At 71.7% G+C, this 26187-nt stretch carries 21 protein-coding genes; 10 read left to right on the top strand and 11 right to left on the bottom strand.

Going from position 1 to position 26187, the window contains the following annotated elements:
- Positions 1–70: 70 nt before the first annotated feature.
- Positions 71–2398 carry a peptidoglycan recognition protein gene (locus tag G6W55_RS04785; protein WP_175519488.1) on the top strand — a complete coding sequence of 776 codons (2328 nt, stop codon included), beginning with the start codon at positions 71–73 and terminating at the stop codon, positions 2396–2398.
- Between the two features lie 133 nt (positions 2399–2531).
- The gene (locus tag G6W55_RS04780) at positions 2532–3992 is read left to right on the top strand and encodes a phospholipid carrier-dependent glycosyltransferase (protein ID WP_309243638.1); all 1461 of its coding nucleotides are present in this window, start codon (positions 2532–2534) and stop codon (positions 3990–3992) included.
- 40 nt (positions 3993–4032) lie between these two features.
- Here the strand turns inward: G6W55_RS04780 and G6W55_RS04775 are convergent, their stop codons facing one another.
- Together G6W55_RS04775 and G6W55_RS04770 are read right to left on the bottom strand one after the other, a co-directional pair.
- Positions 4033–5346 carry a phosphatidylserine/phosphatidylglycerophosphate/cardiolipin synthase family protein gene (locus tag G6W55_RS04775; protein ID WP_175519487.1) on the bottom strand — a complete coding sequence of 438 codons (1314 nt, stop codon included), beginning with the start codon at positions 5344–5346 and terminating at the stop codon, positions 4033–4035.
- 177 nt (positions 5347–5523) lie between these two features.
- On the bottom strand, positions 5524–5952 hold the full coding sequence (locus G6W55_RS04770; protein ID WP_175519486.1) for a hypothetical protein: 429 nt from the start codon (positions 5950–5952) through the stop codon (positions 5524–5526).
- Between the two features lie 221 nt (positions 5953–6173).
- Between G6W55_RS04770 and G6W55_RS04765 the strand changes: the two genes are divergently transcribed.
- The gene (locus G6W55_RS04765; protein ID WP_309243630.1) at positions 6174–6659 is read left to right on the top strand and encodes a TrkA C-terminal domain-containing protein; all 486 of its coding nucleotides are present in this window, start codon (positions 6174–6176) and stop codon (positions 6657–6659) included.
- A 27-nt stretch (positions 6660–6686) separates the two neighbouring features.
- Here G6W55_RS04765 and G6W55_RS04760 read toward each other — a convergent pair whose 3' ends face one another.
- The 3 genes from G6W55_RS04760 to G6W55_RS04750 form a co-directional block, all read right to left on the bottom strand.
- Positions 6687–7880, bottom strand: coding sequence for a CdaR family transcriptional regulator (locus G6W55_RS04760; protein ID WP_175519485.1), 1194 nt, complete (start codon positions 7878–7880; stop codon positions 6687–6689).
- Complete coding sequence (locus G6W55_RS04755) at positions 7867–9255, bottom strand: cation:proton antiporter (RefSeq protein WP_309243629.1); 1389 nt, start codon at positions 9253–9255, stop codon at positions 7867–7869. Before G6W55_RS04755 ends, G6W55_RS04760 begins: the two co-directional genes overlap by 14 nt.
- Before the next feature lie 647 nt (positions 9256–9902).
- The gene (locus G6W55_RS04750) at positions 9903–10190 is read right to left on the bottom strand and encodes a DUF3040 domain-containing protein (protein ID WP_175519484.1); all 288 of its coding nucleotides are present in this window, start codon (positions 10188–10190) and stop codon (positions 9903–9905) included.
- Between the two features lie 508 nt (positions 10191–10698).
- On the opposite strand from G6W55_RS04750, the gene G6W55_RS04745 reads away from it, so the two are divergent.
- From G6W55_RS04745 to G6W55_RS04735, 3 genes are all read left to right on the top strand, one after another.
- On the top strand, positions 10699–12327 hold the full coding sequence (locus tag G6W55_RS04745; protein ID WP_175519483.1) for a transposase: 1629 nt from the start codon (positions 10699–10701) through the stop codon (positions 12325–12327).
- 127 nt (positions 12328–12454) lie between these two features.
- Entirely contained in the window at positions 12455–13516 is a 1062-nt protein-coding gene (locus G6W55_RS04740) for a histidine kinase (RefSeq protein ID WP_175519651.1), read from the top strand.
- Between the two features lie 4 nt (positions 13517–13520).
- Positions 13521–14225, top strand: a complete 705-nt coding sequence (locus tag G6W55_RS04735) for a response regulator (protein WP_375372428.1) — start codon at positions 13521–13523, stop codon at positions 14223–14225.
- Here G6W55_RS04735 and G6W55_RS04730 read toward each other — a convergent pair.
- The 3 genes from G6W55_RS04730 to G6W55_RS04720 all read right to left on the bottom strand — a co-directional run bounded on the left by G6W55_RS04730 (position 14212) and on the right by G6W55_RS04720 (position 17882).
- The gene (locus tag G6W55_RS04730; RefSeq protein ID WP_175519482.1) at positions 14212–15654 is read right to left on the bottom strand and encodes a cation:proton antiporter; all 1443 of its coding nucleotides are present in this window, start codon (positions 15652–15654) and stop codon (positions 14212–14214) included. The two genes, G6W55_RS04735 and G6W55_RS04730, sit on opposite strands and share 14 nt — an antisense overlap.
- A 191-nt stretch (positions 15655–15845) precedes the next feature.
- On the bottom strand, positions 15846–17306 hold the full coding sequence (locus tag G6W55_RS04725) for a flotillin family protein (RefSeq protein WP_175519481.1): 1461 nt from the start codon (positions 17304–17306) through the stop codon (positions 15846–15848).
- 66 nt (positions 17307–17372) lie between these two features.
- Entirely contained in the window at positions 17373–17882 is a 510-nt protein-coding gene (locus tag G6W55_RS04720) for a hypothetical protein (RefSeq protein ID WP_175519480.1), read from the bottom strand.
- A gap of 279 nt (positions 17883–18161) precedes the next feature.
- Between G6W55_RS04720 and G6W55_RS04715 the strand changes: the two genes are divergently transcribed.
- The 3 genes from G6W55_RS04715 (at position 18162) to G6W55_RS04705 (ending at position 20334) form a co-directional block, all read left to right on the top strand.
- The gene (locus G6W55_RS04715; RefSeq protein WP_175519479.1) at positions 18162–18809 is read left to right on the top strand and encodes a DUF4232 domain-containing protein; all 648 of its coding nucleotides are present in this window, start codon (positions 18162–18164) and stop codon (positions 18807–18809) included.
- 78 nt (positions 18810–18887) lie between these two features.
- The gene (locus G6W55_RS04710) at positions 18888–19391 is read left to right on the top strand and encodes a glutathione peroxidase (protein WP_217686492.1); all 504 of its coding nucleotides are present in this window, start codon (positions 18888–18890) and stop codon (positions 19389–19391) included.
- Between the two features lie 55 nt (positions 19392–19446).
- A complete protein-coding gene (locus G6W55_RS04705) occupies positions 19447–20334 on the top strand; it encodes a MerR family transcriptional regulator (protein WP_309243628.1) in 888 nt (295 codons plus the stop codon).
- Positions 20335–20453: 119 nt separating this feature from the next.
- On the opposite strand, the gene G6W55_RS04700 is transcribed toward G6W55_RS04705, so the two are convergent.
- The 3 genes from G6W55_RS04700 to G6W55_RS04690 form a co-directional block, all read right to left on the bottom strand.
- The gene (locus tag G6W55_RS04700; protein ID WP_030784945.1) at positions 20454–20645 is read right to left on the bottom strand and encodes a DUF397 domain-containing protein; all 192 of its coding nucleotides are present in this window, start codon (positions 20643–20645) and stop codon (positions 20454–20456) included.
- 239 nt (positions 20646–20884) lie between these two features.
- Positions 20885–21754, bottom strand: a complete 870-nt coding sequence (locus tag G6W55_RS04695; protein WP_175519478.1) for a helix-turn-helix transcriptional regulator — start codon at positions 21752–21754, stop codon at positions 20885–20887.
- A gap of 308 nt (positions 21755–22062) precedes the next feature.
- On the bottom strand, positions 22063–22821 hold the full coding sequence (locus G6W55_RS04690) for a GPP34 family phosphoprotein (RefSeq protein ID WP_030784949.1): 759 nt from the start codon (positions 22819–22821) through the stop codon (positions 22063–22065).
- Positions 22822–23039: 218 nt separating this feature from the next.
- Here G6W55_RS04690 and G6W55_RS04685 point away from each other — a divergent pair, with 218 nt between their 5' ends.
- Positions 23040–26180 carry a D-alanyl-D-alanine carboxypeptidase gene (locus G6W55_RS04685; RefSeq protein ID WP_309243627.1) on the top strand — a complete coding sequence of 1047 codons (3141 nt, stop codon included), beginning with the start codon at positions 23040–23042 and terminating at the stop codon, positions 26178–26180.
- Positions 26181–26187: the final 7 nt, after the last annotated feature.

Below are 26187 nucleotides of genomic sequence, written 5' to 3'. Positions count from 1 at the left end.
TTAGCTTCACGAGTATGAAGATCCTAGAGATTCTCTGACCGCGCGTCAGGGGGAGGGTGTGCGGGCGGATATGAGAGTGCGTCGCTGGTGGGGGACGGGCGCGGTCGTTGCGGCGGGCGTGTGTGGGACGTTGGTGGCGCAGGGGGTTTTCGGGGGGTTTGGTGGTGATGGGAGTGGTGACGGCAGGCCCGGGGCCGTCACGCACGACGTGCGGTCCGCCGCGCTCAAGGTGAGTGGGGGCGGTGGCTCCGCCGCTCTGGCTCCCCGCGACACCGAGGTGTTCAGCATGCTCGGCGTCACCTGGGAGAAGCCTTCCGCCAAGGTCGCCGGCACCGTCGAGGTGCGTACCCGGGCGGTTGGTTCCGGGCGGTGGTCGGACTGGCTGAGCCTCGACGGTGACACCGGTGCGGGTGAGAACGGTGCCGCACGGGGTGGGACCGAGCCCGCGTGGGTCGGGCCGTCCGACGGTGTCGAAGTGCGGGTGGGCGGTAAGTCGGGGGCGCGGCTGCCCGAGGGGCTTCGCGTGGACATGATCGGCGGCTCCGGCAAGGGCTCCGGCTCCGGCTCCGGCTCTGGTGGCGACCTTGAGCCCGCCGCCTTCGTCGCCGACGGCGACAGCAGTGACGAGCCCTCCGCCCCCGAGACCGAGTCCGAGAGTCCCTCTACTTCGGCCGCCCCGGGCGGGGCCGACGGCACCACCGTCGAGCCATCCCCGTCCCCGTCGGATTCGGAATCGGGATCGGTGACGGGCGAGCCATCCAGCCCCGCGTCCCCGACCTCCTCCTCGTCCCCGTCCGACACCCCCGCCCCCAGCGAGTCCACCTCGGCGACCGTATCCCCGTCCCCGTCCGCCTCCGTCCCCACCGCCCCGCCCTCCACCGTCCCCCAGCCCCCCATCACCCCCCGTTACGGCTGGAACGCGGACGAAGGTCTCAGCCCGGAGGAGCCGAGCTACACGCCGGACGGGAAGATCAAGGCGGTCGTGCTGCACCACACCGCTCAGAGCAACGAATACACCTGCGCCGAAGCGCCCTCCATCATCAACTCCATCTACACGTACGACGTGAAGACACTGGGCTGGAAGGACCTCGGCTACAACTTCGTCGTCGACAAGTGCGGCACGGTGTACGAGGGCCGCAAGGGCGGCGTCGATCTGCCGGTCGTGGGCGCGCACGCCTACGGGTTCAACTCGCAGACCACCGGCATCGCGGTCCTGGGCACGTACACCGACTCGGTGCCCTCGCAGGCCGCGATGACGTCCGTCGCCCGGCTCGCCGCGTGGAAGCTGGGCCAGTACGGCATCGCACCCGACTCGACCGTCACGCTCACCACCGCCCTGGACGGCCAGAACCTCGCCGGCAAGTCCTGGGGTCCGGGCGAGGAGATGAGGCTCCCGGCGATCCACGGTCACCGCGACGGCTACAACACCCTGTGCCCCGGCGACGCCTACTACGCCGCGCTCGGCACGGTCCGCGAGCTGGCCGCCGGTCCGGTCACCGGGCTCGCCCTGACCTCCGTCACCGGCACGACGGCGATCGGCTCGACGCCGTACACCAGCGGCCCCGTCACGGTGAACTGGTCGGCCACCACCCCGGCCGCGCTGATCTCCGAGTTCCAGGTGCTGGTCGACGGGAAGACGGCGGCCACGGCCAAGGGCAGCGCGACCTCCGCCAAGGTCACGCTGGGCTCCGGCAAGCACCAGGTGCAGGTCAGGGCCGTGCACCAGTCCGGCAGGACGGCGACCAGTACGGCCGTCACCGTCGTCGCCGACACCACCGCGCCCACCTTCACCACCAAGCCGAACCTGGCCCTCCGCACCGGCACGGTGACCGCCACGGCCGTCCCCCTGACCCTGAACTGGAAGGCCGCCGACACCACCGCCCTCAAGGAGGTGCGCCTCACCGCCCCGGCCAAGACGTACGGGCCGACCGTCACCACCGCCCAGCACACCGCCAGGCCCGGCGCCGCGACCGTATGGTCCATGAAGGCGTACGACATGGTCGGCAACACCGCCACGGCCTCGGTCACCGGCACCCCGGTGATCCTCCAGGAGACCTCGGCCAAGCGGACCGGCACCTGGACGTCCAAGTCCTCCACCAGCTACCTGGGCGGCAAGTCCCTCACCAGCAAGACCAAGAACGCCTCACTGACCTGGACCTTCACCGGCCGCTCGGTCGCCTGGGTCGTCTCCCGGGCCTCCACCTCCGGCCAGGCGTACGTCTACGTCGACGGCAAGAAGGTGACGACCGTGGACCTCAAGTCGTCCACCACGTCCTACCGCAACGCGATCTGGACGAAGACCTGGTCCTCCGCCGCGAAGCACACGGTCAAGATCGTGGTGGTGGGGACGTCCAAGCGGCCCACGATCACCACCGACGGCCTCGTGTACCTGAAGTAGGAGCACCCAAGTCGAGTCCACGTACACGGCGTTGAACCGTCAGCCCTGTGCAGCAGCGGGCACCCCACCCGTCATCCCCGTCCCCACCTTCGCCCTCTAAGGTCATCCGGTGACGAACAGCAGTGCGCGCAAGGTGGGGATCCGGGAGCGGCTCGCATCCGCGGGAGCGGAATGGGGTGCCGCTCTGCTCGTTGCCGTAGGGGCCGGGGTGTTGCGGTTCTGGGGGCTGGGGCGGCCTCGGGGGCTGGTGTTCGACGAGACGTATTACGCCAAGGACGCCTGGGCGTTGCTGCGGCTCGGGTATGAGGGGAGTTGGCCGGACCGGAAGACCGCCGATCCGGGGATCCTGGCGGATCCGCAGGTCGTGCCGCTCTCCGACGCCGGGGCCTTCGTCGCGCATCCGCCCGCCGGGAAGTGGGTGATCGCCGTCGGGGAGTGGGCGTTCGGGCTCGATCCCTTCGGCTGGCGGTTCATGACCGCGCTGCTCGGGACCCTGTCCGTGCTGATGCTGTGCCGGATCGGGCGGCGGTTGTTCCGGTCCACCGTGCTGGGGTGTCTGGCCGGGGTGTTGATGGCCGTCGACGGTTTGCATCTGGTGATGAGCCGGACCGCGCTGCTCGATCTCGTCGTCATGTTCTTCGTCCTGGCGGCGTTCGGGTGTCTGCTGCTCGACCGGGACGGGGCGCGGGCGCGCCTCGCCGATGGGCAGGCCGCCACCGGGTGGCGGCCCTGGCGGATCGCCGCCGGGTGTCTGCTGGGGCTTGCCGCCGCCACCAAGTGGAACGGGCTTTATTTTCTTGCCTTCTTCGTGGTGCTCACGCTCCTGTGGGACGTCGGCGCGCGGCGCGTCGCCGGGGCCCGGCGTCCGTACCGGGCGGTGCTGCGCAGGGACGCCGGACCGGCGCTGCCGTCGCTCGTACCGGTCGCCGTCGTGACGTATCTGGTGACGTGGACGGGCTGGTTCCTGTCCGACGACGGCTACGGGCGGCACTGGGCCGACGGCCGCGGCGGCCCCTGGTCGTGGATACCGGCCCCGTTGCGGAGTCTGTGGCACTACGAGGCTCTGGTGTACCGGTTCAACGTCGGGCTTCATACGCCGCACAAGTACGAGTCGAATCCGTGGAGTTGGCTCGTGTTCGGCCGGCCCGTGCTGTTTCACTACGAGTCGTCGGGCGGCGGCCGTGTGCAGACCGTTCTCGCCCTCGGCACACCGCTGTTGTGGTGGGCGGCGTGCGCCGCGCTCGTGTACCTGCTCTACCGGTGGGCGCTGCGGCGCGACTGGCGGGCCGGGGCGGTCCTGTGCGCGGTGGGCGCCGGGTATCTGCCCTGGTTCCTGTACCAGGACCGCACCGTCTTCTCCTTCTACGCCGTCGTCTTCGTGCCGTATCTCTGTCTGGCCGTGGCGATGCTGCTGGGTGCGCTCCTCGGGCCACCGGGGGCGGGACGGCCGAGGCGCGTGCGGGGTGCGGTGGCCGCGGGGGTGCTCGTGCTGCTCATCGTCTGGAACTTCGTCTACTTCTACCCGCTCTACACCGGGCAGAGCATTCCCTACGACGGCTGGCGGGCCCGGATGTGGCTCGACACCTGGGTGTGACGCCCATGACGCCCATGACGCCCATGCTCCGGGGCACGTCTCAACCGCCGCACGCCGTACGGATCTTGTAGAACGTGCTGAGGTAACGGGCGTGGTACGTCGCGTCGGCGATGCGGACCAGCGCCTCGTCGGCCGAACGCAGCGACGAGCCGATGAAGTTGGCGCTCCCGGTGTAGACGCGGGGCGTCAGGTCGCCGTTGTAGTCGCCGTCGATCAGCATCTCCTTGTTGTGCGGACGGACGTCGATACCGGGGCCGTTGGGGATACGGCAGCGGCGGTGCTGGATGCCCGCGGCGGTCAGCCGGGTAGTGATCGCGGAGTCGCTCTCGGCGTAGACGATGTCGATCCAGCAGCCCCTGGCGCGGAGTTGGGCGAGTTTCTGGGCGACCTGGACGCGTGAGCCGTAGAAGCTGTGCATCACGATGCGGATGTCGGTCTGGTGGCGCAGCCCGTCCGTACCGGTGTAGGTGCAGCGGACCTCGTTGAGCGCGTTGACGACGGTGTCGGTGGCCGGGTTGTAGTACGAGCGGTCGGCGCGCGGGAAGAAGAAGGCGCGGTACGGCGATCCGGTCGGAGTGGAGAAGTAGGCGTTGTTGTTGCCGCGGACGAGGGTGCGGCCGACGCGGAGCCTCTCGTGGTAGGTGACGTATCCGTCGTAGACCGCGTCGTCGGCGAAGGTGACGGCGTCGTTGAAGGACTCGACCTTGTACCAGTGGGAGAGGTTCGAGGAGGTCTGGAAGACGACCTTGGAGTAGCTGGTGCCGTCGTCGAAGGGGCCGATCCGGGAGAAGACGAAGAACTTGTTGTGGTTGTAGGCCGGTTGGGGCGGGGCGACGGCCAGGCAGCCGCGCTGGACGTCGTCCACGCCGTCGGCGTCCTCGAACCTGTCGTCGCAGACGACGATCCAGGAGCGGGCGGAGTCGTTGGTGCCGAGGCCCGCCTTGAGCGTCTGGTAGGGGGCGTTGGGGTACTCGACGCCGTCGCCGTTGACGTACGTCGAGTCGTCCACGACGAGTTTGACGTCGACGCCGCGACGGTGGGCGGCGAGCAGGGCGTTCGCGACCTCCTGGTCGTTGAACTCCAGTACGGCGCCGCGGATCTGGGCGCCCGCCGGGGTCGCGTCGATGAGCTGGACGAGCTGGGTGAAGACCGCCTTCTGCTGGGCCGGGGTGCCCAGCGGGTCGTTGAAGACGGGGCCGTCGACGACCGGCTTGGTCAGCGCGGCGGCCGGGGTCGCACCGGCGAGGACGAGGGTCGCCACCAGGGTCAGGACGGCGGCGACGGCGGCAGCGGCCGTGCCGGGCGCCGTGCGTGGACAACGGGCGGAACGCGGTCGCTTCGTCGCAGGCGTCATCGTCGCTTTCCTACTTTCACGGACCTTCACCGGGCCTTCACCAGGCACGCACGGGGCATGCACGGGAACAGTGAGATGAATTGCCCGTGAAGACACGCAAAAGCTCGTAAAAGTAGGAAAGTCATCCGAAAATCGGCGCTTCGGCCGTACGCCCTGGCCCCAATGAGTGACGCGGCGTCAGTCGTCCGGCCACAGCGACGGCGTCGGAGGGCCGCCCGTGACCCGGTGGTACGCCGCCCGCGCGTGCACGACGCGGGCCAGGGCCGTGCCGAGGAGGGTGGCGGCGCACAGGCAGGACAGCCAGAGAGTGTCCCGGTGGCCGGCCCAGGTGAGGGTGCCGGCCGGCGGGATCGCGAAGCCGTTGAGGAACAGCCAGCACAGCACGGCCGTCCCGGGCGCCGCCGTGAAGCGGGCGCACACGCCGAGCAGCAGGGCCAGCAGGGACAGCGCGGCCAGGGCGGGTCCGGGGTGGTCTCTGCCCACCAGGAACGTGTGGACGGCGACCAGCGTCAGCGCCCCGCCGCCGGCGGTGGCCCACACCAGCGGGGTCGCGACGGGTCGGGGCACGGGACGTGAGCCGGTCCGGAACGCCACCCACTCGACCATGCTCCACGTCTCCTTCCGGTCCTCCCCAGGCCCGCGGGGCACCGGCGGCCACGCCGTCATGGACCTCGGCCATTGTCCCACCCGGCGGTGGGGGCCCGTCCCGGTGCCTGAAATCCGTGCTGGCTAGGGTGTCAGGGGCGGTTGTTCGACGTAACGTCGCTTTCAGACAGCGCGCACCATGCAGCGCACAACATGCAGGACTCAGCAGACAGGGGGCAGTCGTGGGTGGTCCGCGCCTGAGCAGTACGCCGTTGCCGGGGATCGGGGTCCGCTACGACCTGACCACGCGGGAGCAGCGCCGGCTGTCCGTCGTCGCGCACCGCGACGGCACCCGCACGCTCAACGCCTACCAGGAGGACGATCCGGACGCCTGCGCCCTGTCGGCCCGGCTGACGGCGAACGAGGCGGCGGCGCTGATCGACGCGATGATGCCGACGCACCACAGCCCGAACCTGCTCTCCACCACCGAACTGGGTCTGGTCGCCGAGCGCATCGAGCTGTCGTCCGTGTCGTACTGGAACGGCCGGCTCCTCGGCGACACCCATATGCGCACCGAGACCGGGGTGTCGATCGTGGCGGTGCTGCGCCGCGCCGAGGCCGTGCCGTCGCCGAAGCCGGACTTCCGGCTGGTCGGCGGCGACATCCTCATCGTGATCGGCACCCGGGAGGGCGTCGACGCGGCGGCGGCGATCCTCGAACGGGAGTGACCGGGACCCCGCAGCCGACAGCCGGTCTCACACGGGGCGCAGCGGCCGCGCCGGCCAGTCCAGCAGCCGGGCCCCGATCACGGCCGTGTGGAGCATGTACCGCTGGGCCGGGTCGGTCGGGTCCGTGCCGGTCAGCGCGTGGACCCGGTCGAGCCGGTAGGTGAGGGCCCGCACACTGAGCGACAGCCGCCGGGCCGCCGCCGCGGCCACGCATCCGGTGTCGAAGTAGGCGCCGAGGGTCTCCAGCCAGGGCACCGCTCCCCCGCGGGCCCCCTCCAGCGGCCCGAGGACGTTGTGGACCAGGTCGACCAGCGCCTGCCGGTCCCGCGCGAGCACCGGGAAGACGAGCATGTCGGCGGCGCGCAGCAGCGGCTCGTCGAAGCCCATCCGCTGGGCCACGTCCAGCGCGTTGAGCGCCTCCTCGTAGCTGTGGCCGATGCCGAGCGTGCCGGGCCGGGGGCGGCCGATGGCGGCCTGGGCCCGGTCGCCGGCGGCGGCGTAGGCGTGCTTGGCGAAGTGGGTGAGGACGTCGTCCTGGTCGGAGGGGGCGACGCACACCATCCGGCCGTCCTTGGTGGTGAACAGGATGCGCCGGTTCTCGAACCGGGCGAACAGTTCGCTCGCCACCTGACGGGGCACGGGGTCGGTCTCGTCGTACTTCTCGGGACCCTCGGCGACCGCGACCGCGTGGGCGCGGGACAGCCGGAACCCGAAGCGTTCGGAGCGGGCGGCGAGCGCGCCGGAGTCGCCGCGGCCGTGCAGCAGGTCGTCGATGAACTCCCGGCGGGCCGCCTCCTCCTTGCGGATCACGAGGCGCTGGGCGCGCTCGTAGCCGTCGGCGAAGGCGTCCATGGCCTGTTCGACGACGGCCAGGACGCTGTCCGAGTCGGCCGCCCGCGGCCTGCCTTCGCGGCCGGCCACGAGGTGGGCGCGCACCAGGCCGCGCCAGCCGTGCCCGGCCTCCGCGGCCCGCATGCCGAGCGCCCGGCGGGACTCCAGCTCGTCGCGGGTCAGCCGGCGGCCGGTGGTGGCGGCGTCCGCGACGATCTGCTGGAAGCCGTCGAGGAACGGGGCGTAGGACAGGCCCTCGTCGGCACCGGTCGCCCCGAGGGTCTCGGCCTCGCGCGGTTCTTGAGCAGCCGGCTCCGGCTGCGGCGCCGGGAACGCGGCCGCCGCGCCGTGCGCGAGCACCGGCCGGCTGCCGTACTCAGTGGCCTGCATGGACGGCTCCCGCGGCGTCGGCAGAATCGGCATCAGCAGCACCGGCGACACCAGGGGCATCGGTGACACCAGAGGCATCACCGACACCAGCGGCATCAGTCGTACCAGAAGCATCGGTCGTACCAGAGACATCGGTCGTACCAGGGGCATCGGTGGCACCGGCTGTCCCGACAGTACCGGCCGCGCCCTTCGCACCCACCGCCCCGGTCCCCCGGCCGGAGCCGGTCCGTGCCGTGATCCTGCGGGCCACCGGCTCCGTCCAGCGCGCGGCCAGCGGTCCCAGGACGACCAGGATCAGCACGTACGCCGTCGCCAGCGGTCCGATACGGGGTTCGACCCCTACGGCGAGACCGGCGATGACGATGGAGAACTCGCCGCGCGCGACCAGCGTGCCGCCCGCCCGCCAGCGTCCCTTGACGGAGATGCCGGCACGCCGCGCGGCCCAGTAGCCGGTGGCGATCTTCGTGAGGGTGGTGACGGAGGCCAGCGCGAGCGCCGGGAGGAGCACCGGCGGGATGGCCGAGGGGTCGGTGTGCAGGCCGAAGAAGACGAAGAAGACGGCGGCGAACAGGTCCCGCAGCGGGGTGAGGAGACTGCTGGCGCCCTCGGCGACCTCACCGGACAGCGCGATGCCGACCAGGAACGCGCCGACGGCCGCCGAGACCTGGAGGTGCTGGGCGATACCGGCGACGAGCAGGGTCAGGCCGAGCACGACGAGCAGCAGCATCTCGGCGTTGTCGGAGGAGACCGCGCGGCTGATCACCCGGCCGTGGCGCAGGGCGACGTAGAGGACACCGCCGACCGTGCCCAGGGAGATCAGCAGGGTGACGGTGCCGCCGGCCAGGCTCACCCCGGCGAGCAGGGCGGTGAGGATCGGCAGGTAGACGGCCATGGCGAGGTCTTCGAGGACCAGGATGCCGAGGACCACCGGGGTCTCACGGTTGCCGAGTCGGCGCAGGTCGCCGAGGACCTTGGCGATCACGCCGGACGACGAGATCCAGGTGACCCCGGCGAGTGCGACGGCGGCGACCGGGCCCCAGCCGAGCAGCAGCGCCATGACGGCGCCGGGGGCGGCGTTGAGGACGAAGTCGACGGCGCCCGAGGGGTACTGGGTCTTGAGGTTGGTGACGAGTTCGGAGGCGCTGTACTCCAGGCCGAGCAGGAGCAGCAGCAGGACGACGCCGATCTCCGCGCCGGTGGACACGAACTCCTCGCTGGCGCTCAGCGGCAGGATGCCGCCATGCCCGAAGGCGAGGCCGGCCAGCAGGTACAGGGGTATCGGGGAGAAACCCACCCGTCCGGCGAGGCGTCCCAGCAGGCCCAGGACGAGGATGATGGCGCCGAGTTCGATGAGCATGGCTGTGGTGTCGTGCACGGGCGTCTGTCCTCCGTGTCGATTCGGTGGCGGCGTCAGTGCCGTTGCGGGTGCCGGCGGCGCGCTGTTCGGCGCGGATGGGCCGTCCGTCCCCTACGGGGCACGGGCGGGGCCTTAGGGGGGCGGTCGGGTTCGGGTCGGGGTTCCCGTACGGGTCGTACGGTCGCGGGTGCGGGTCGTACGGGCCGGGTGTACGGGTCGGTCGTACGGGTGGCGTACGGTCGTCGGTCACGTGCGGGGTGTGGTGGGTGTGGGGTGTGCGCCGGTGCGTCGGGCCGGTGGCCCCGTCGGAGATGCGGCGGGGCTACGGCGTGCTGGTGCGGCGGGTGAAGGGAGACGTGCGGCGCGGGGGCGGCGGGGCCTGCCGGAGCGCCGGGCGGTGACTCAGACCGCGGCGTCGGTATCAGGAACGCGGTCGCGAGCGGCGTTGTCGACGCGCACGTGGATGACTCGACCCATGTCACGCCCCCTCTGCTCGCGTCGGTGCCGGTTGCACGTACGAACACCCCGCCGGAGCGGGCACGCGCCCGGGCGGAGTGTAAGTGTTTGGTAAAGGAGTCTACCTCATACCGGCAACCGAAGATCACCTGAACCGGCGGAGCAGGGGTTTACGCAGGTCAGGGCAGAGCAGGTCGGGTCAGGCCCGGTCAGCGCCGGTGCGGCCGACGCCGTCCGCGCGGCCGGTGCGGGTCGAAGAGCTGACCCGCCATCCCGGCGAGCACCAGCCCGGTGGCGATCAGCAGCCCGTCGGGGATTATCACCCCGGTGATCAGTACGGCGAGGGCGACGGCCAGCGCCCACCAGGCGCCGGTACGGCGGTACTCACGGGGCCGGGAGGGGCGGCCCGTGCTCATGGCCCGGGCGAACCGGGGATCGTCGCGCTCGAACCGTGCCGCGAGGGCGATCAGCCTCTCGTCGTCGAACTGGGCGGCCATGGCTTCTCCTTCCCGGAACGGGACGCGGCACGGCGCGACGCGGTTCCCCCACCGGTCGGGGGCGGGCGTCGACGGAGCCGAGCGTGAACGGTGAGCGTGAGGGGTGAAGCGAGGTGAGGTGAGCGTGACGAGGCGGGTGTGCGGGCGGGTGGCGCGGGGCCGTTCGTCCGATGCCGGCCCCGGCGCGGGAGACGTGCTGCGGCTGTCTCGACCGACTTCAGCCTTTCGCCCTTCGGCGTCTCCCGCCATCAGGCTCACCCTGCATTCTTCCTGGGGCCCGACCCCTACAAACGCCCGTGCGCGTCCCCCATGTCAGGGGTGGAAACCGGGGCCTCCAGCATCTGGTCCGCGACGTCGGGCAGTCAGCCGTAGCCATGTACGAGTGAGTGTCGTTGTCAGAGCGTGAATCTGACGGAATGGGCGACGAAGGTCGGCCACGGAGTCGTTCGTGTCGAGGCCACCTCGTCCGCCACGGGCCGACGCTCTCCGGTGCTGGAAGCCTCCGAGCATGGCTGACCTCCGCCCGATCACCGCGCCGTTCGTCGCTCCCGGTCCGTCCGGTGTGGCGGTTCGTGGCCGACTGAGGGATCTCACGCCCGAGGACAAAAAGGTTCTGCGCACGGTGGGTGCGCATCTGGGCTCGCTCGCCTCGAAGGACCTCAAAGCGCGTTGCCGGGACGGCCTGGAGCACTCCGCCCAGTCATGGGCGGCCCGTAAGCGAGAACTGACGGCCGAGTCGTCGTCCAGGTGGGCCGGGTCGATCACGAAGGCCACGCATGATCAGTGGGCACTCGCCCGGCGCGGCCAGGCAGCGCACACCCAGTCCCTCGAAGCCGGTGTCACGACGATCCGGCACCGGCTGGCGCTGCCGGTCGGAAAGAAGGGCACCAAGCGGACGCCGGGCGGCTACCGCTGCGCGCACGAGTGGTTCCACAAAGCACGCCGGCTGCATGTGCTGGAGAACCGGCTCGACCAGGTTCGGGCCGACCGGGAAGCGGGCCGGGTGCAGGTCGTGCGGGGCGGCAGACGTCTGCTGGGCACCCGTCACCACCTCGAGCAGGCGCAGCTCACCGAGGCCGAGTGGCGAGAGCGGTGGGAAGCCGGGCGCCGGTTCCTCCGAGCGGACGGCGAGTCGGGGAAAAGGTTCGGCAACGAGACGATCCGCATCACGCCCGAGGGCGAAGTGTCGATCAGGCTCCCGGCCCCGCTCGCCGACCTGTGCAACGCCAAGCACGGCCGGTACGTACTCGCCGCGAAGGTGCGCTTCCCGCACCGGGGGCAGGAGTGGGCCGACCGTGTGGAGGCGAACCGGGCCGTGGCCTACCGCATCCACTACGACACGGGGCGCGAACGCTGGTACGTGGACGCCTCCTGGCAGATCCCTCCCACCTTGCCCATCCCGCTCGAAGCCGCCCTCGTCGAGGGTGTGATCGGCGTGGACACCAACGCCGATCACCTCGCTGCCTGGCGCCTCGACACGCACGGCAACCCGGTCGGGCGGCCGCGCCGGTTCTCCTACGACCTGTCCGGCTCCGCCCCGCACCGCGACGCCCAGATACGGCACGCCCTCACGCGCCTGCGGAACTGGGCCAAGACCTGTGGCGTCAAGGCCATCGCGGTCGAAGACCTCGACTTCCAGGCCGAGAAGACAAGAGAGAAACACGGGCGCAAGCGCCGATTCCGGCACCTCGTCTCCGGCATGCCGACCGGCAGGCTCCGCGCCCGGCTGGCCTCCATGGCCGACGCCACAGATATCGCGATCATCGCCGTGGACCCGGCCTACACCAGCAAGTGGGGCGCCCAGCACTGGCAACAGCCGATGACCGGCCCCACCCGCACCACCACCCGGCACGATGCGGCGAGCATCGCGATCGGACGACGCGCCCAAGGACACCCGATCCGGCGACGGACGGCACCGCCCCGTGCACACCAGAGCGATATGCACGGGCATCGGACCGACCAGGCCGACCGGCGTGCCCCTGGACGTGAGGAACCCCGCCCCCGCACCCCCGGACCACGGACACGATCCGTGCCGCCGAACGCGGCGAGCACGCGGGCGACCAGGACATCCACAACCGCTCGGGGTGTCCGCGGTGACCAGGCATGGGTCCAGGACTCACTCCTGCTCACCGATTAGGAACGGTTACATGGGTGCTGTCACCTACATGGGTGCTGTCACGGATGGCAGCCGTGCGTGTCACCGAGCAGGCTGAATCGTGGAGGCCCGGTGGGTGCGGTGGGCCATGTCGAGGAGGCGATGCGTGGTGCCCCTGTTCTGGCGGATCTTCCTGCTGAACGCCGTCGTGCTGGTGACGGCCGCCGCGCTGCTGCTGGGACCGGTCACCGTCTCCACGCCCGTCCTGCTCACCGAGGCCGCGGTCCTCACCGGCGGGCTGGCCGCGATGCTGGTGGCCAACGCCCTGCTGCTGCGGGTCGGGCTCGGCCCGCTCCAGCGCCTCGCCCGCGCCATGCGGACCACCGATCTGCTCCGCCCGGGGCGGCGCCTTACGGTCCATGGGCACGGTGAGATCGCCGAGCTGATCGCGGCGTTCAACGCCATGCTCGACCGGCTGGAGGACGAGCGCGCCACCAGCAGCGCCCGCGCGCTCTCCGCCCAGGAGGCCGAGCGTCACCGGATCGCCCAGGAGCTGCACGACGAGGTGGGCCAGACCCTCACCGCCGTCCTCCTCGAACTCAAGCGGGTCGCCGATCACGGGCCGCCGGAGATGCGCGCCGAACTGCACCAGGTGCAGGAGACCACCCGGGGCAGCCTGGACGAGATCCGCCGGATCGCGCGCCGGCTGAGACCCGGCGTCCTGGACGAGCTGGGCCTGGCCAAGGCCCTCAAGGCGCTCGCCACCGAGTTCACCAAGCCGGGGCTTTCGGTACGGCACCGGCTCGACCCCGATCTGCCGCCGCTCGGCCGCGACGCCGAACTCGTGCTGTACCGGGTGGCGCAGGAGGGGCTCACCAACACCGCCCGCCACTCGGGTGCCCAGCACGCCGAACTCGCCCTGCACCGCACCCCGGCCGGCGTCGGGCTGATCGTCCGGGACGACGGCAAGGGCATCGGTGACGCGCCCGAGGGCGCCGGTATCCGGGGCATGCGCGAGCGCGCCCTGCTGATCGGCGCCGACCTCGCGGTGGGCTCCGGTCCGGCGGGGGGCACGACGGTGTCCCTGACGGTGCCGGTGCCCACCCGTCCGAGAGCCACCGCCGACGCCGCCGACATCGACCCGCACAACGACACCGCCACCACCACCGACAGCGACAGCGACAGCGATGTTCTTCACGCAACCGTCCCCGACCCCGACCGGACGCCCTGACCTCATGACCGACCAGTCCGTGAACCAGTCCGTGAATCAGTCCATGAAGCAGACCGAGAACCCGCCCACCCGGATCCTTCTCGCCGACGATCACGCGCTCGTGCGGCGCGGGGTGCGGCTCATCCTGGACGGGGAGTCCGATCTCGTCGTCGTCGCCGAGGCCGACGACGGGGCGGAGGCCGTCGCGCAGGCCCGTGCCCTCCGCCCCGATCTGGCGATCCTCGACATCGCCATGCCCCGGCTGACCGGCCTCCAGGCCGCCCGGGAACTCTCGCGCGTCCTGCCCGACCTGCGCATCCTCATCCTGACCATGTACGACAACGAGCAGTACTTCTTCGAGGCGCTCAGCGCCGGCGCCTCCGGGTACGTGCTGAAGTCGGTCGCCGACCGCGATCTGGTCGAGGCGTGCCGGGCCACGATGCGCGGGGAGCCGTTCCTGTATCCCGGCGCGGTCAACGCCCTGGTGCGCAACTACCTCGACCGCGTCCGGGAGGGCCGCGCGCTGCCGCCGCGGGCCATCACCGAACGGGAGGAGGAGATCCTCAAGCTGGTCGCCGAGGGGCACACCTCCCAGGACATCGCGGATCTGCTGGTGATCAGCCCCAAGACGGTCGAGCGTCATCGCGCCAACCTCTTGCAGAAGCTGGGGATGAAGGACCGTCTGGAACTCACCCGCTATGCGATCCGGGTGGGGCTCATCGAGCCGTGAGCGGGTCGTCGTCCGGCACGGTGACCGGCTCCCGCTCCGGCGAGGGCCTGCGCTTCAGCGAGGGCTCCCGGTCCGGTTTCCGAAGCGAGGGCTGCCGCTCCGGATCCCGCTCCGCCTCCGGCCCGCCCGCCGACGCCGACACCGACGGCCGCACGTCCTCGACGCCGCCCTCGGCCCCCCTCGCGTGCTCGGCGTCCCCAGCCGCGTCCCCGACCACATCCCCGGCGGCCGTCTCCACAGCGGCGTCCGCCCGCTTCCGTCCCGCCCCCATCGCCCTCAGCACCCATGCCAGCAGATGCGCGCGTCCCGCGACCACCGGGCCCAGGACGGCCAGCACCAGCACGTATCCGGCGATGAACGGTCCCAGCCTGCGGTCGAGGCCGGCGCTCGCGGCCATCGCGGCGAGGATCAGCGCGAACTCCCCGCGGGCGACCAGCGTGGTGGCGATGTCCGCGGCGTGCGTCGGGCCGTAGTGGTACAGCCGGGCGACGAGCAGACCGGCGATGACGTTCATGACGATCGTCAGGGCGGCCGCGGCGGCGACCGGGCCGGCGACCGCGGCGACGACACCGGGGTCGATGGCGAGCCCGAAGGCGAAGAAGAAGATCGCGGCGAAGGCGTCCCGCAGCGGATGGACCAGTTTGCGGATCCGGGGGCCGGACGGGGTCCCGGCGAGGATCAGGCCGACCATGAAGGCGCCGATGGCGTCGGCGACCCCGAGGAGTTCGGAGACCCCGGCGACCAGGACGGCCGCGCCGAGGAAGCTGATGACGAGCAGTTCGTTGTCGCGGACCTGGATGAGACGGCCGATCAGCCGGATGCCGTAGCGGGCGGCGGCCGCCAGCACCAGCAGGAACCCGAACGCCTTGCCGGCCTCCAGGACGATGTTCGTGACGCCCTGGGCGCCGCCGATGACCGGCTGGAGCGCGGCCAGGTAGAGGGCGAGGAAGATGTCCTCGACCACGATGACACCGAGGATCAGCCGGGTCTCGGGGCGCCCGATCCGGCCCTGGTCGATCAGGATCTTGGTGACGATCGCGGACGAGGAGATGCCGAGGACCCCGGCGAGCACCAGCGCCTCGCGGACGCCCCAGCCCAGGGCGAGGCCGAAGCCGAGGCCGGCTCCGACGTTCAGCGCGAGATAGATGCCGCCCGCGGCCAGCAGCCGCCGGCCGCCGCTGCGCAGGTCGTCGACCTGGAACTCCAGCCCCAGATAGAACAGGAGCAGCACGAGACCGAGCGCGGAGAGCATCTCGAAGTCGTGCGCGTCCTGGACCAGGACGAGCCCCGGGGTGTGCGGGCCGAGCAGTATGCCGGCGAGCATGAACAGCGGGATGGTCGGGAGTCCGATCTTGCCCCCCAGCCGGGCGAGAACGGCGGCGGCGACGAAGGCGCCACCCATGGCCAGCAGCGTGTCAGCATGTCCCACGGATCACCGCCTTCGCATGCGTGTACGGTCGTCGCGGTCGCTTCACATCGCGGGGCTGGATACCGGCCCTCCTTCGTTCACGGCGTGCGGTGGGTGTGATCCACGCTTTCACGACCGTGCCCCCCACAACCATCGGTGCCGACCCCCATTTCCACTGGGGGCCGGCACCCATGAGAAGGTAAAGCCGCAGGTCAGTCGGTTACTTCGACCTTCCCGTTGAGCGCGGCCGGGTCCGTCGTGGCGGCCGCGCCGGCCGTGCCCGCGGTGACCTCGGCGGTCTTGCCGTCGCGGCGGGTGATGCCCTTGAGCAGGTCGGCGAGGTCGAAGCCGGTGGTGGCGCCGAGGAGTTCCATGCCCTGGGCGACGTTGTCGGCGACCGCGCGCGGCAGGCGGCCCGCGCCGTCCGTGGAGATCACGGTCATCTTCTCGATCGCGCTGAGCGGCTCGGACGCCTTGGCGACCACCTGCGGCAGCACCTCGACGAGCATCTGGAGGACGGCCGCGTCGCCGTACTGGTCGAAGGCGTCGGCCTTCTTGCGCATGGCCTCGGCCTCGGCGGAGCCCTTCGCGGCGATCGCGGCGGCCTCGGCCTCACCCTCGATCCGGACGGCGTCGGCAAGCGCGGCGCGGTGCGCCTTCTCGCCCTCACCGGTGAGCCGGGAGCGCTGGGCGTCGGCCTCGGCCTGCTTGACCAGGGCGACCCGGCGGGCCTCGGCCTCCTGCTCGGCCTGGTAGCGGGCGGCGTCGGCGGGCTTGCGGACCTTGGTGTCCAGCTCACGGTCGGTCAGCGCGGCCTGGCGCTCGGCGACCTTCTCCTGCTCGGTCAGGACCTCCTGCCGACGGGCGGCCTCGGCCAGCGGGCCGGCCGCCGCGGCGCGGGCCGCGGCCTCGTCGGTCTCGGCCTTGATCTCGGCCTGCTTCAGCGCGAACGTGCGCTGCGCGACGGCGATCTCCTCCTCGGCCTTCAGCCGGGCCTGCTCGGCGGCCCGCCGGGCCACGGCCTCGGCGATGTCGGCCTCCTGCTTGGCGCGGGCGGCCTCGGGGCGGCCGAGGTCCTCCAGGTAGGAGCCCTCGGTGGTGATGTCCTGGATCTGGAAGGCGTCCAGCACGAGGCCCTGGCCGGAGAGGCTGGCCTCGGCCTCCTCGGCGACCTGTCCGGCGAACGCGGCCCGGTCCCGGATGACGTCCTCGACGGACATCCGGCCGACGATGGCGCGCAGCGCGCCGGACAGCACTTCCTGGGTGAAGCCGACGATGCCGTCCTGCTGCATCAGGAACCGCTGGGCGGCGGCGCGGATCGAGTCCTCGGTGCCGCCGACCTTGACGATCGCGACGCCTTCGAGGTTGGCCTTGATGCCGCGCAGGGTGACCGCGCCGCGCACGGCGACGGGGATGTGCCGCGAGGACAGGTCGAGGGTGAAGCGCTGCTGCACGAACGGCACGACGAACACGCCGCCGCCGACGACGACCTTCTGGCCGCTGTTGTCGGTGAACACCCGCCCGGTCTCCGGGTCGGTGGCCGTCTTGCCGCGCCGGCCGGTGACGATGAACGCCTCGCTCGGTCCCGCCACCTTGTAGCGGGTGACGACGACGAGCGCGAGCAGCACGAGGAGGACGAAGACCCCCACGACCGCGAGTACGACTGGACTCATGAGAGTGCCCCCACATCACATACGGAAAGAACGGATTGAACGGAAGGAGATCGGGTTCGGCGAGCTTCAGCGGTCGACGGGGCGGACCACGACGGAGGTCGCCGAGGGCGCCGCCTCCACCCACACCTCGGTGCCCCGGGCGATCGCCACCGCGCTGCGCGCCGCGCATTTCACCGGCTGCCCGGCGAGCCGCAGCAGCACCTCGCCGTAGCCGCCGACGGGAATGGCGGTCACGACCCGGCCGGCCGTGCCCACGAGGTCGTCCCCGCGCGGTGCGACGGCGGTCCGCCCGCGCATCAGGGCGCGTGAGAAGCGGTACGTCGTCCAGGCCGTGCCCGCGCCGAGAACGGTGCCGACGGCCGTGGCGCCCACCGGGCCCGCGCCGGCCGCCCCCATGGCGATGGCCCCGCCGAAGCCGAGCATCGCCGTGAACCCGGCGATGACGGGCAGCGAGAGCCAGCCGTCGAACAGGCCGTCCAGCGCGCCGTCGAAGACTCCCTCAAGAATTCCGTCGAAGGCCAGCGACAGGGCGAGCAGCGCGACCCCCGTGAAGCCGAGTCCGAGAAACCAGGCCATGCGCACCGCCCCCCTCTCACCTGCCGCCGGTCTCCGGCGTGAGCCGATCCTCGCATACGGGTGCCACCGGGTTCATTGCCGTGTTCCGGCAGTCTTGGCGCCCTTTTCCATGCCGTACTCACGCGTACGTGACCATGTCCTCACCCTCCGGTCCGGGCCGGTTCCTGTCACCGTCGCGTCACAGGTCTGCTATCGGGCGAACCTTCTGGTTCGTCCGCTCTGTCTGCCTGCACGGGGCGCCGAGAGCCGGTGCCCGGACGATCTGCCTCGGGGGACTCGATGCGGTACGGACACGGTGTGCGCAGGACGCTGGTGACGATGGCGGCGGTGGCGCTGGCCGCGGTGGGGACGGCCGGGTGCCAGCCCGGTGACAGCGAGGTGGGGGCGGGCGGGGACCCAGGGCAGCCGAGCGGCTCGACCACGAGCACGCCGAGCACGCCGGACGCCTCGGGAACGCCGGGTAGCGACACCCCCGCCCCCTCCGCCGCGAAGTGTGCCGCCGACGCGCTGGAGGTGGCCGCCCGGCAGGCCGCCGAGCGGCCGCAGGGCACGGGGACCGGCGCGGCGGTCGTGACGTTCACGAACGTGTCGGGCACCCCGTGCGTCCTGGAGGGCCACCCGTCGGTCGCGGGCGCCGGCAACGGCTCGCCCGAGCACAACTCCCCGCTGACCGTGACCCCCTCCGGTTCCGCGGCGCCGGTGACGGTGGCCGCGGGCGGCAAGGCATGGGTGAAGCTGACCTTCGTGCAGGTGCAGGGCGAGGGGGACGGCTACTGCGCCTCGGGCGCGGACCCGCTCACGTACCCGACGCTGGTCATCGGCCTGCCCGGCTCGGGCGCACACCAAGTCGCCCTGGACGACGGGGTCTTCGCGGAATGCGACAACACGGTGACCGTCACCGCGGTGTCGACGACGGAACCCGCCTGACCGGCGGGGCGGGCGGGGCTGTACGTGGACGGGGGCGGGCGAGGTGGTCGTGCGGGCGCCGGAGTTAGCATCCGAGGCATGACTACTGATGCCGCTTCCCCCCTCGCCGTCGAGATCGGTGCCCTCAAGGGTGGCTCCGCGGAGCTCGCGCAGTACGCGGGCCGGGCCGTCCTGATCGTGAACGTGGCCTCCAAGTGCGGTCTGACCCCGCAGTACACGGGTCTGGAGAAGCTCCAGGAGCGGTACGCCGCGCAGGGCTTCACCGTGCTCGGGGTGCCCTGCAACCAGTTCCTCGGGCAGGAGCCCGGCAGCGCCGAGGAGATCGCCGAGTTCTGCTCGGCCACCTACGGTGTGACGTTCCCGCTGACCGAGAAGGTCGAGGTGAACGGCGACGCGCGGCACGCCCTCTACGAGCGTCTGGTGGGTTTCGCGGACGCGGAGGGCCACACCGGTGACATCCGCTGGAACTTCGAGAAGTTCCTGATCGGCCGGGACGGCACGGTCGTCGCCCGGTTCTCCCCGCAGACCGAGCCGGAGTCCGCCGAGGTCGTCGCCGCGGTCGAGGCGCAGCTCGCCGGTTGACCCTCCCCCAGGGGCAGAGTCGAGCCTTCTCCTCGCCGGGCGGAACGGCCGCCCGGTGACGGAGGACGACATGGTGGACGTGTCCGGGGACGGCGAGCTGCTCACGATCGGCGCGTTCGCCGCGCGGGCCCGGCTGTCGGCCAAGGCGCTGCGGCTCTACGACCGGCTGGGCCTGCTGGCGCCGGCCCGGGTCGACGCGGTGAGCGGTTACCGCTACTACCGCGCCGGCCAGGTGGAGCGGGCCCGGCTGGTCGCGCTGCTGCGGCGCCTCGACATGCCGCTCGCCCGGATCGCCGAGGTGCTCGACACCCCGGAGCCGGACGCGGCGGGCGAGCTGCTGGCCGCCTACTGGGCGGACGTCGAGAGCCGGTTCGCCGCGCAGCGCGCGCTCGCCGGGTACCTCCGTGGCCGACTGTCGGGGAGGAGTTCCGAGATGTACGAGAAGTTCGAGATCAGCCTGGTCGAGGTGCCCGAGCAGGTGATCATCGGGGAGACACGGCACACCCTCGCGGAGGAGCTGCCGGTGTGGATCCCGGCGTCCCTCGGCCGGCTGGAGGAGGCGGCCGGCGGATGCGGAGGGATCACCGCCGCTCCCTTCGTCGTGTACTACGCCGATGTCTCCGAGGAGAGCGACGGCCCCGCCGAGTGCTGCGTCCCGGTCGCGGACGGGGACGCCGCGCGGGCCTGGGCGGAGGGCCAGGCCCGGACCCGCCAGATCCGGGCCCGGGTGGAGCCGGCCCGGCGTCTGGCCCGGACCCGGATCACCAAGGCCCAGGTCGCCGCCCCGCAGATCCTCGCCGCCTACGAGGCCGTGGAGGCGTGGATCGAACGGGAGGGCTGGGAGTACGACGGTCCCTGCCGCGAGATCTACTTCGCGGACTGGGACGCGGCGGGCCCGGAGGACCCGGTGTGCGACGTGGCGTTCCCGGTGAAGCGGCCGTAACGGCTGCCCCGGGGAAACGCCGAGCCCCCTCGGCTAGGACGGCGAGCTGGTCGAGGGGGCTCTTTGGGTGGTACCTGTGCAGTTGTCGTGCGTAACCGGCCGAGGCTGAGGGAGGTGCCCTATGCCTTGACCGATGCCACGAAGACGTTCCAGGCGTCGGCGGGGAAGGCCAGGGTCGGGCCCTCGGTGACCTTGGAGTCGCGGACGGCCATGGCCGCCGGGACGGGGGACTTGATCTCGACGCACGCGCCGTTGCCCTGGGAGTAGGAGGACTTGACCCACTCGTTCGCGGCGCCCTGCTGGATTGCCATGTTCGCTCCGGTAGTCAGTTGCTGAGTTGCTGTCACCACGCCGTGCGTTGGTCTCCGTCTGCACGGCAAGGATTGCGCCAACGTTGTTGCTTGATGGCGTGATCGACGCTACTCGCCAACATCGGGATGCGGAGCGGCCGTTCACCCGACCGGGTGGCATATTCCCCGGGGACTTCCGTGCGGCCCGGGCGAGGGTGTACCTTGCGGCGCCTCACCTCGCCCAGGGGGCTACGAGCGGGCTACGGGGCCTCTTCCCGGGCGTATTCCTTCGCCGCCCGCTGGATGAACTCCCTTGTCTGGTCGGCGTTCAGGGCCTGGGCCCGCAAGTGCTCGTACATCACGCTGTACTTCTGCACGTCCTGCGGCTTCTCCAGGTACAGATCGCTGGTGACGCCCTCGATGTAGACCACGCTGGAGTCGGCCGCGTCCGGGAACTCCAGGATCGCGTACTGCCCGCTGACACCGGGGTGCGCGCCCATCGTGAACGGGATCAACTGCACGGTGACATGCGGGAGCTGGGACATCTCCAGCAAATATTCGAGCTGCTCGATCATCACCTGGCGGTTGCCGACCCGGCGGCGCAGCGCCGCCTCGTCCAGGACCGCCCACAGCCGCAGCGGGTTCTCGCCGGTGGAAATACGTTCCTGTCGGCGCAGCCGCACCTGGATCCGCTTGTCGATGTCCTGCGGCGGGGCCTCGGGCAGCGCGCCCGAGATCAGCGCCTCGGCGTACTGCGGGGTCTGGAGCAGACCGGGCACGACCTGGGGGTCGTAGACGCGCAGGCTCGCCGCGTCGGTCTCCAGACCGATGTAGACGCTGTACGGGACGTCGCCGAAGGCGTGCCACCAGCCCTGCTGGCGGGAGTCCTTGGCCATCTCCATCAGCGAGTCGACCATCCGCTGGTCCTCGACCTCGTACACCCCGCACAGGTCGCGGACGTCCCGCTGGCTGATGCTGCGGCGGCCGTTCTCCAGCCGGCTGATCTTCGACTGGGACACCAGCAGCCGCTCGGCGACCTCCTCGGCTGTCATGCCCTTGAGCTCACGGAGCCGGCGCAGCTCCTGGCCCAACCGGCGTCGCCTGACGGTGGGATTGACATTGGACGCCACGGGACGCGCACCTCCGGCTGCATGCCTGTATTCGACACTTTGTGTATCTGCTGTTCAGCAGACTGCCACCAAGGCACTTTCCACCGCTGGAAAACGGTGGATATGCGGGCGGTACACGCCAGTTCGGATCAGCCTCGGTCGCCTGCCGTGACATGCGTCCGCGCGGGACGGTGACGTCGTCACCGTCCCGCGCGGGCCGCGGCGGCTCCCGAACGGGTCGTAGGGGGCCCGTCGGCACTGCTGCCGACGGGTCCCGTCTGTTTCCTGCCGTGCGCCGTCCTGCCGGCGCGGTGTCGTGGAACTGCGGCTCAGTGGGCCACGACACGCGCCATCGGACCGCGGCGCGGCTGCGCCGGAACGCCACGGGCGGGTTCCGGAGCGGGCCTCGGTCCTGGTCCGGCCTGTCGGCCGGCCGGGGCCGCCGGGTTGCGGCGTGGCTGGGCGGCCGCGCCGTTCTGGACGTCCATCACGGCGTGCGCCACGAGTCCGCCCATCGGGTCGTGCCTGATCAGGTCCCGCAGCCGGGAGCGGGACGAGCGTCCCTCGTTCCCCGGATACAGGTGCTTGCCGAGGCCGACCGCGTGCGCCAGTGCGGCGAGCGCCGCGGTCCGCGGGTCCGGCGGGACGCCGGTGCGGATCGCGGAGTCCAGCCGGGCCCTGATCTCCCGGCTGATCTCGGTGTCCGTCGCCTGATAGCGAGTCGTCGGCAGCACTCCGCACATCTGTCCCGCCACGGCATGCACCATGCCGCACCGTTCGAGATGCGAGAGGTAGGTCTGGCGTAGCCCGAGACGCGGCCCGCCGATCCAGTGGACGGCCCGAACCGGAGCGCCACGCCTTCGCAGCAACTCCAACGCGCAGTCCAGTGTCGGATCTCCTGTCGGCCGTGGGGACACCACGGCGATACGATCCCCGTCAGGGGCTATCCGTCCGGCCAGCGCCAGCTCCACTAGCTGTGCTCCGGCCAGACCAAGGTCGAGCGACTGCGGCTGTGCGGTGGTACCCGTGGTCGGGTCCAACGCCAGCAGAAGAAGCTCTTCCGGAATCGTTCTGCGGCTCCTGCCCATCCATGCCTCCCCGCGTGGATGAATGACAGGGTGACCCCTCTCACATTGGTCTGTCGAGGGTGCGTGACCTGTTTGTAGTGGAACCAGTAGGTATGTCGTTCTCGTCTACCGCAGGAGCCGAGCCCACGACACAGGACACTGGTACATGGTTCGGACAGGCCCACGAGGCGGTCCCGGGCGGGCGGTTCGAGGGCAGCACATGCAACGAGGAGGCATCGGTGGCGGGCGAGTCCCCCGACAGGTCGAAGCAGCGCGAGTCGTCGGCGGAACCGACGTCGGGGAGCGCGGGCACGGTTCCCGAATCGCGCGAGCCCCGCGATCCGCGCCTCGCGGTGGCACGGGACGGCGACGCCCCGCGCGGCGGCGTGGACACGGCGACCCGGGTCTTCGCCGTACGCGAACTGGAGACCGAACGGGACGCGGGGGCGGCGACGGGGGTCGCGACCGGTGACCTGACCGGAGGATCCGCCGACGACTCCACCGGCTCCGGGGGGAAGCCCTCCGGCGACCGGGACGAGGAGACGGCGGACGGCCCGAGCGAGGGATCGGTCGGCGGTTCCGGCGGGGGGTCGAGCCGCGGGTCGACCGACGGCCTGAGCGACGAGCCGACCGACGACGTGACCGACGGGCCTGACGGCGAGTCGGCCGACGACTCCGGGGACGATCCGGCTGACGGCCTGGACGGTGAGCCGACCAGCCCTGCGGGCGAGGACACGGCCGCGGACGCGGGCGGGGCCACGGATCGGTCGACCGGCGGGTCGGACGACGGCCCGGGCGATGAGACCACCGACGACTTGGCCGGGGGCCCGGACGGCGATGCGGTCGCCGGGGTGGTCGGCGGGTCGGGTGCAAGCTTGAGCGACGAGTCCACCGGCGAGGTCTCCGACGAGCCGGCCGGCGGGCCGACGGACGGCTCGGCCACCGGCCTGAGCAGCGCGCCCATCGACGACGTGGCCGACGGGCCTGTCGGCGAGTCGGCCAGCGACTCCGGTGACGAGCTGGCTGACGGCCCGGACGGCGAGCCGACCAGCCCCGCGGGCGACGGCACGGCCGCGGATGCGGGCGAGGCCGCGGCGGACCCCGAGACCGCCACGGCCGGTACGGCCGACGGCGGCACGGCGGAGACCGCGGACGCCCTGGCTCGCCCTGCGGGCGGTGACGGCGCGACCCGAGACGCCGACGACGCATCCGGGGACGCAGGCGACACCGGGGACGACGCCTGGCCCGCCGCGGGCGATGACGCGACCCGGGACTTCGGCACCGCCACGGCCCGCGCCGCGGGCGCCGCCGATGACAAGACCTCCGCGAGCGCAGGCACCGTCACGGCTGACGCCGATGAGGCCGCCGGGGGCGGCAGCACCCAGGGCGCCGAGGAGGGCCCTGAGGGGGCTTCTGAGGTCCCCGGGGAGCCCGGGGGCGGGTCGGACGCCTCGGGCGGCTCCGAGGGGGCCGACGGGGGTGATGAGGGCCTCCCGGCCGCCGTGGCCCGGTGGGCGACCCCGGCGAAGCCGTACGGCAAGCCCGCGGCGGATGAGGCAGCCGGTGGCGAGCCCCACACGGACGAGGCCGACACGGGCAGAGCCATTGGCAAGCCCGGCGCGGACGAGGCCGGTGGCGAGCCCAACACGGGCAAGGCCGACGCCAAGGCCGACACGGGCAAGGCCGGTGGCAAGCCCGGCGCGGACGAGGCAGCCCAGGCCGAGCCCGGCACGAAGAGGGCCGGGGCCAAGACTGACGCGGACACGGCCGGGGCCAAGACCGACGCGGACACGGCCAGGGCCAAGAGCCACGCGGACGGCACCGGCGCCAAGGCCAAGCCCGCGTGGGCCGACTCCTCCCCCGTCGATCAGCCCACCGCCGTCTTCAAGGCGCCCCGGCCCAAGCCCGCCGTCGACCAGCCGACGACCATGCTGAAGCTGGGCGGGGCCACCAAGCCCGCCGAACCCGCCGAGGCCGAAAAGCCAGAGGCGCCCGCGCCCGCGCCCGACCAGCGCACCAGCAAGTTCGTCGCTCTCAAGCCGGACGTCACCGCGCTCGTCCCCCAGATCGGCCCCGAGCGGACCACGCAGCAGCCGTTGCCGCCGAAGCCGCCGCTGGATCTGCTGGCCGAGCTGACGAACACCCCGCCGCCCCCGCCGACCCCCCTGCGCACGCTCGGCCGGCGGATCAAGATCTGGACGCCGCTGGTCGTCCTGCTGCTCGTCGTCTTTGCGATCGCGCAGGCCGTACGCCCGCTGCCGGCGACCGCGCTGGAGCTGACCGCGAAGGACTCGTACACCTTCGAGGGCGGCAAGCTCGGCCTGCCCTGGCCCAAGGAGGGCCAGGGCGCGATGGACGTGAACGGCATCGGCACCATGGACACCTTCGGCGACCAGAAGCCGGTCGCCATCGGCTCCGTCGCCAAGGCCATGACGGCGTACGTCGTCCTGAAGGACCACCCGCTGAAGTCCGGCGAGGAGGGCCCGGCGATCCCCGTCGACGCCACCGCCGAGAAGGAGGGCGGGTACGACAAGGACGGCGAGTCCACGCTCAACACCGTGAAGGAGGGCGACACCCTCACCGAGCGCCAGGCCCTCTCCGCGATCATGATCCCGTCGGCGAACAACATCGCCCGGCTGCTGGCCCGCTGGGACGCGGGCACCGAGGCGGAGTTCATCCGGAAGATGAACGACACCGCCAAGGAACTGGGCATGACGAACACCACGTACACCGACGCCTCCGGCCTCAAGGAGACGACCGTCTCCACCGCCGCGGACCAGGTGAAGCTGGGCAACGAGCTGGTGAAGATCCCCGCGCTGGTGGAGATCACCAGGCTGCCCGAGTGGATCGACCCGTCGGGCCAGAAGTGGCGCAACTACAACACGCTCGTCCCCTACAACGACGCCATCGGCATCAAGACCGGCTCCACCAGCAAGGCCGGCGGCAATCTGCTCTTCGCCGCCACCAAGGAGAGCGGCGGCGAGACCGTCACCGTCGTCGGCGCGATCCTCGGCCAGCACACGGCGCCGATCATCGACACCGTGAACGCGGTCAGCAAGACCGCCCTGCTGGCCGCACAGGACGCCATCACCTCGGCGAAGATCCTGAAGAAGGGCGACGTCGTCGGGTACGTGGACGACCGGCTCGGCGGCCGCACCCCCGTCGTCGTCACCAAGGACGTCGCGGCGGTCGGCTGGGCCGGGCTGACGGTGAAGCTGTCGTTCGCCGCCGACGAGGTGCCGCACACGGCGAAGGCGGGCACCCAGGTGGGCACGCTCACCGTGGGCGACGGCTCCTCCGGCGCGGTGAAGGTGCCGGTGGCGCTCCAGAGCGACCTGTCCGAGCCGGGCTTCTCGGACAAGCTGACGCGCATCACCTGACCTCGCC

The organism is Streptomyces sp. CAI-85 (assembly GCF_013363615.1).
Taxonomy (GTDB): Bacteria; Actinomycetota; Actinomycetes; order Streptomycetales; family Streptomycetaceae; genus Streptomyces; species Streptomyces antibioticus_B.
Note: the sequence above shows the minus strand (reverse complement) of the source record. Positions and strands in the feature narration are given on the sequence as shown.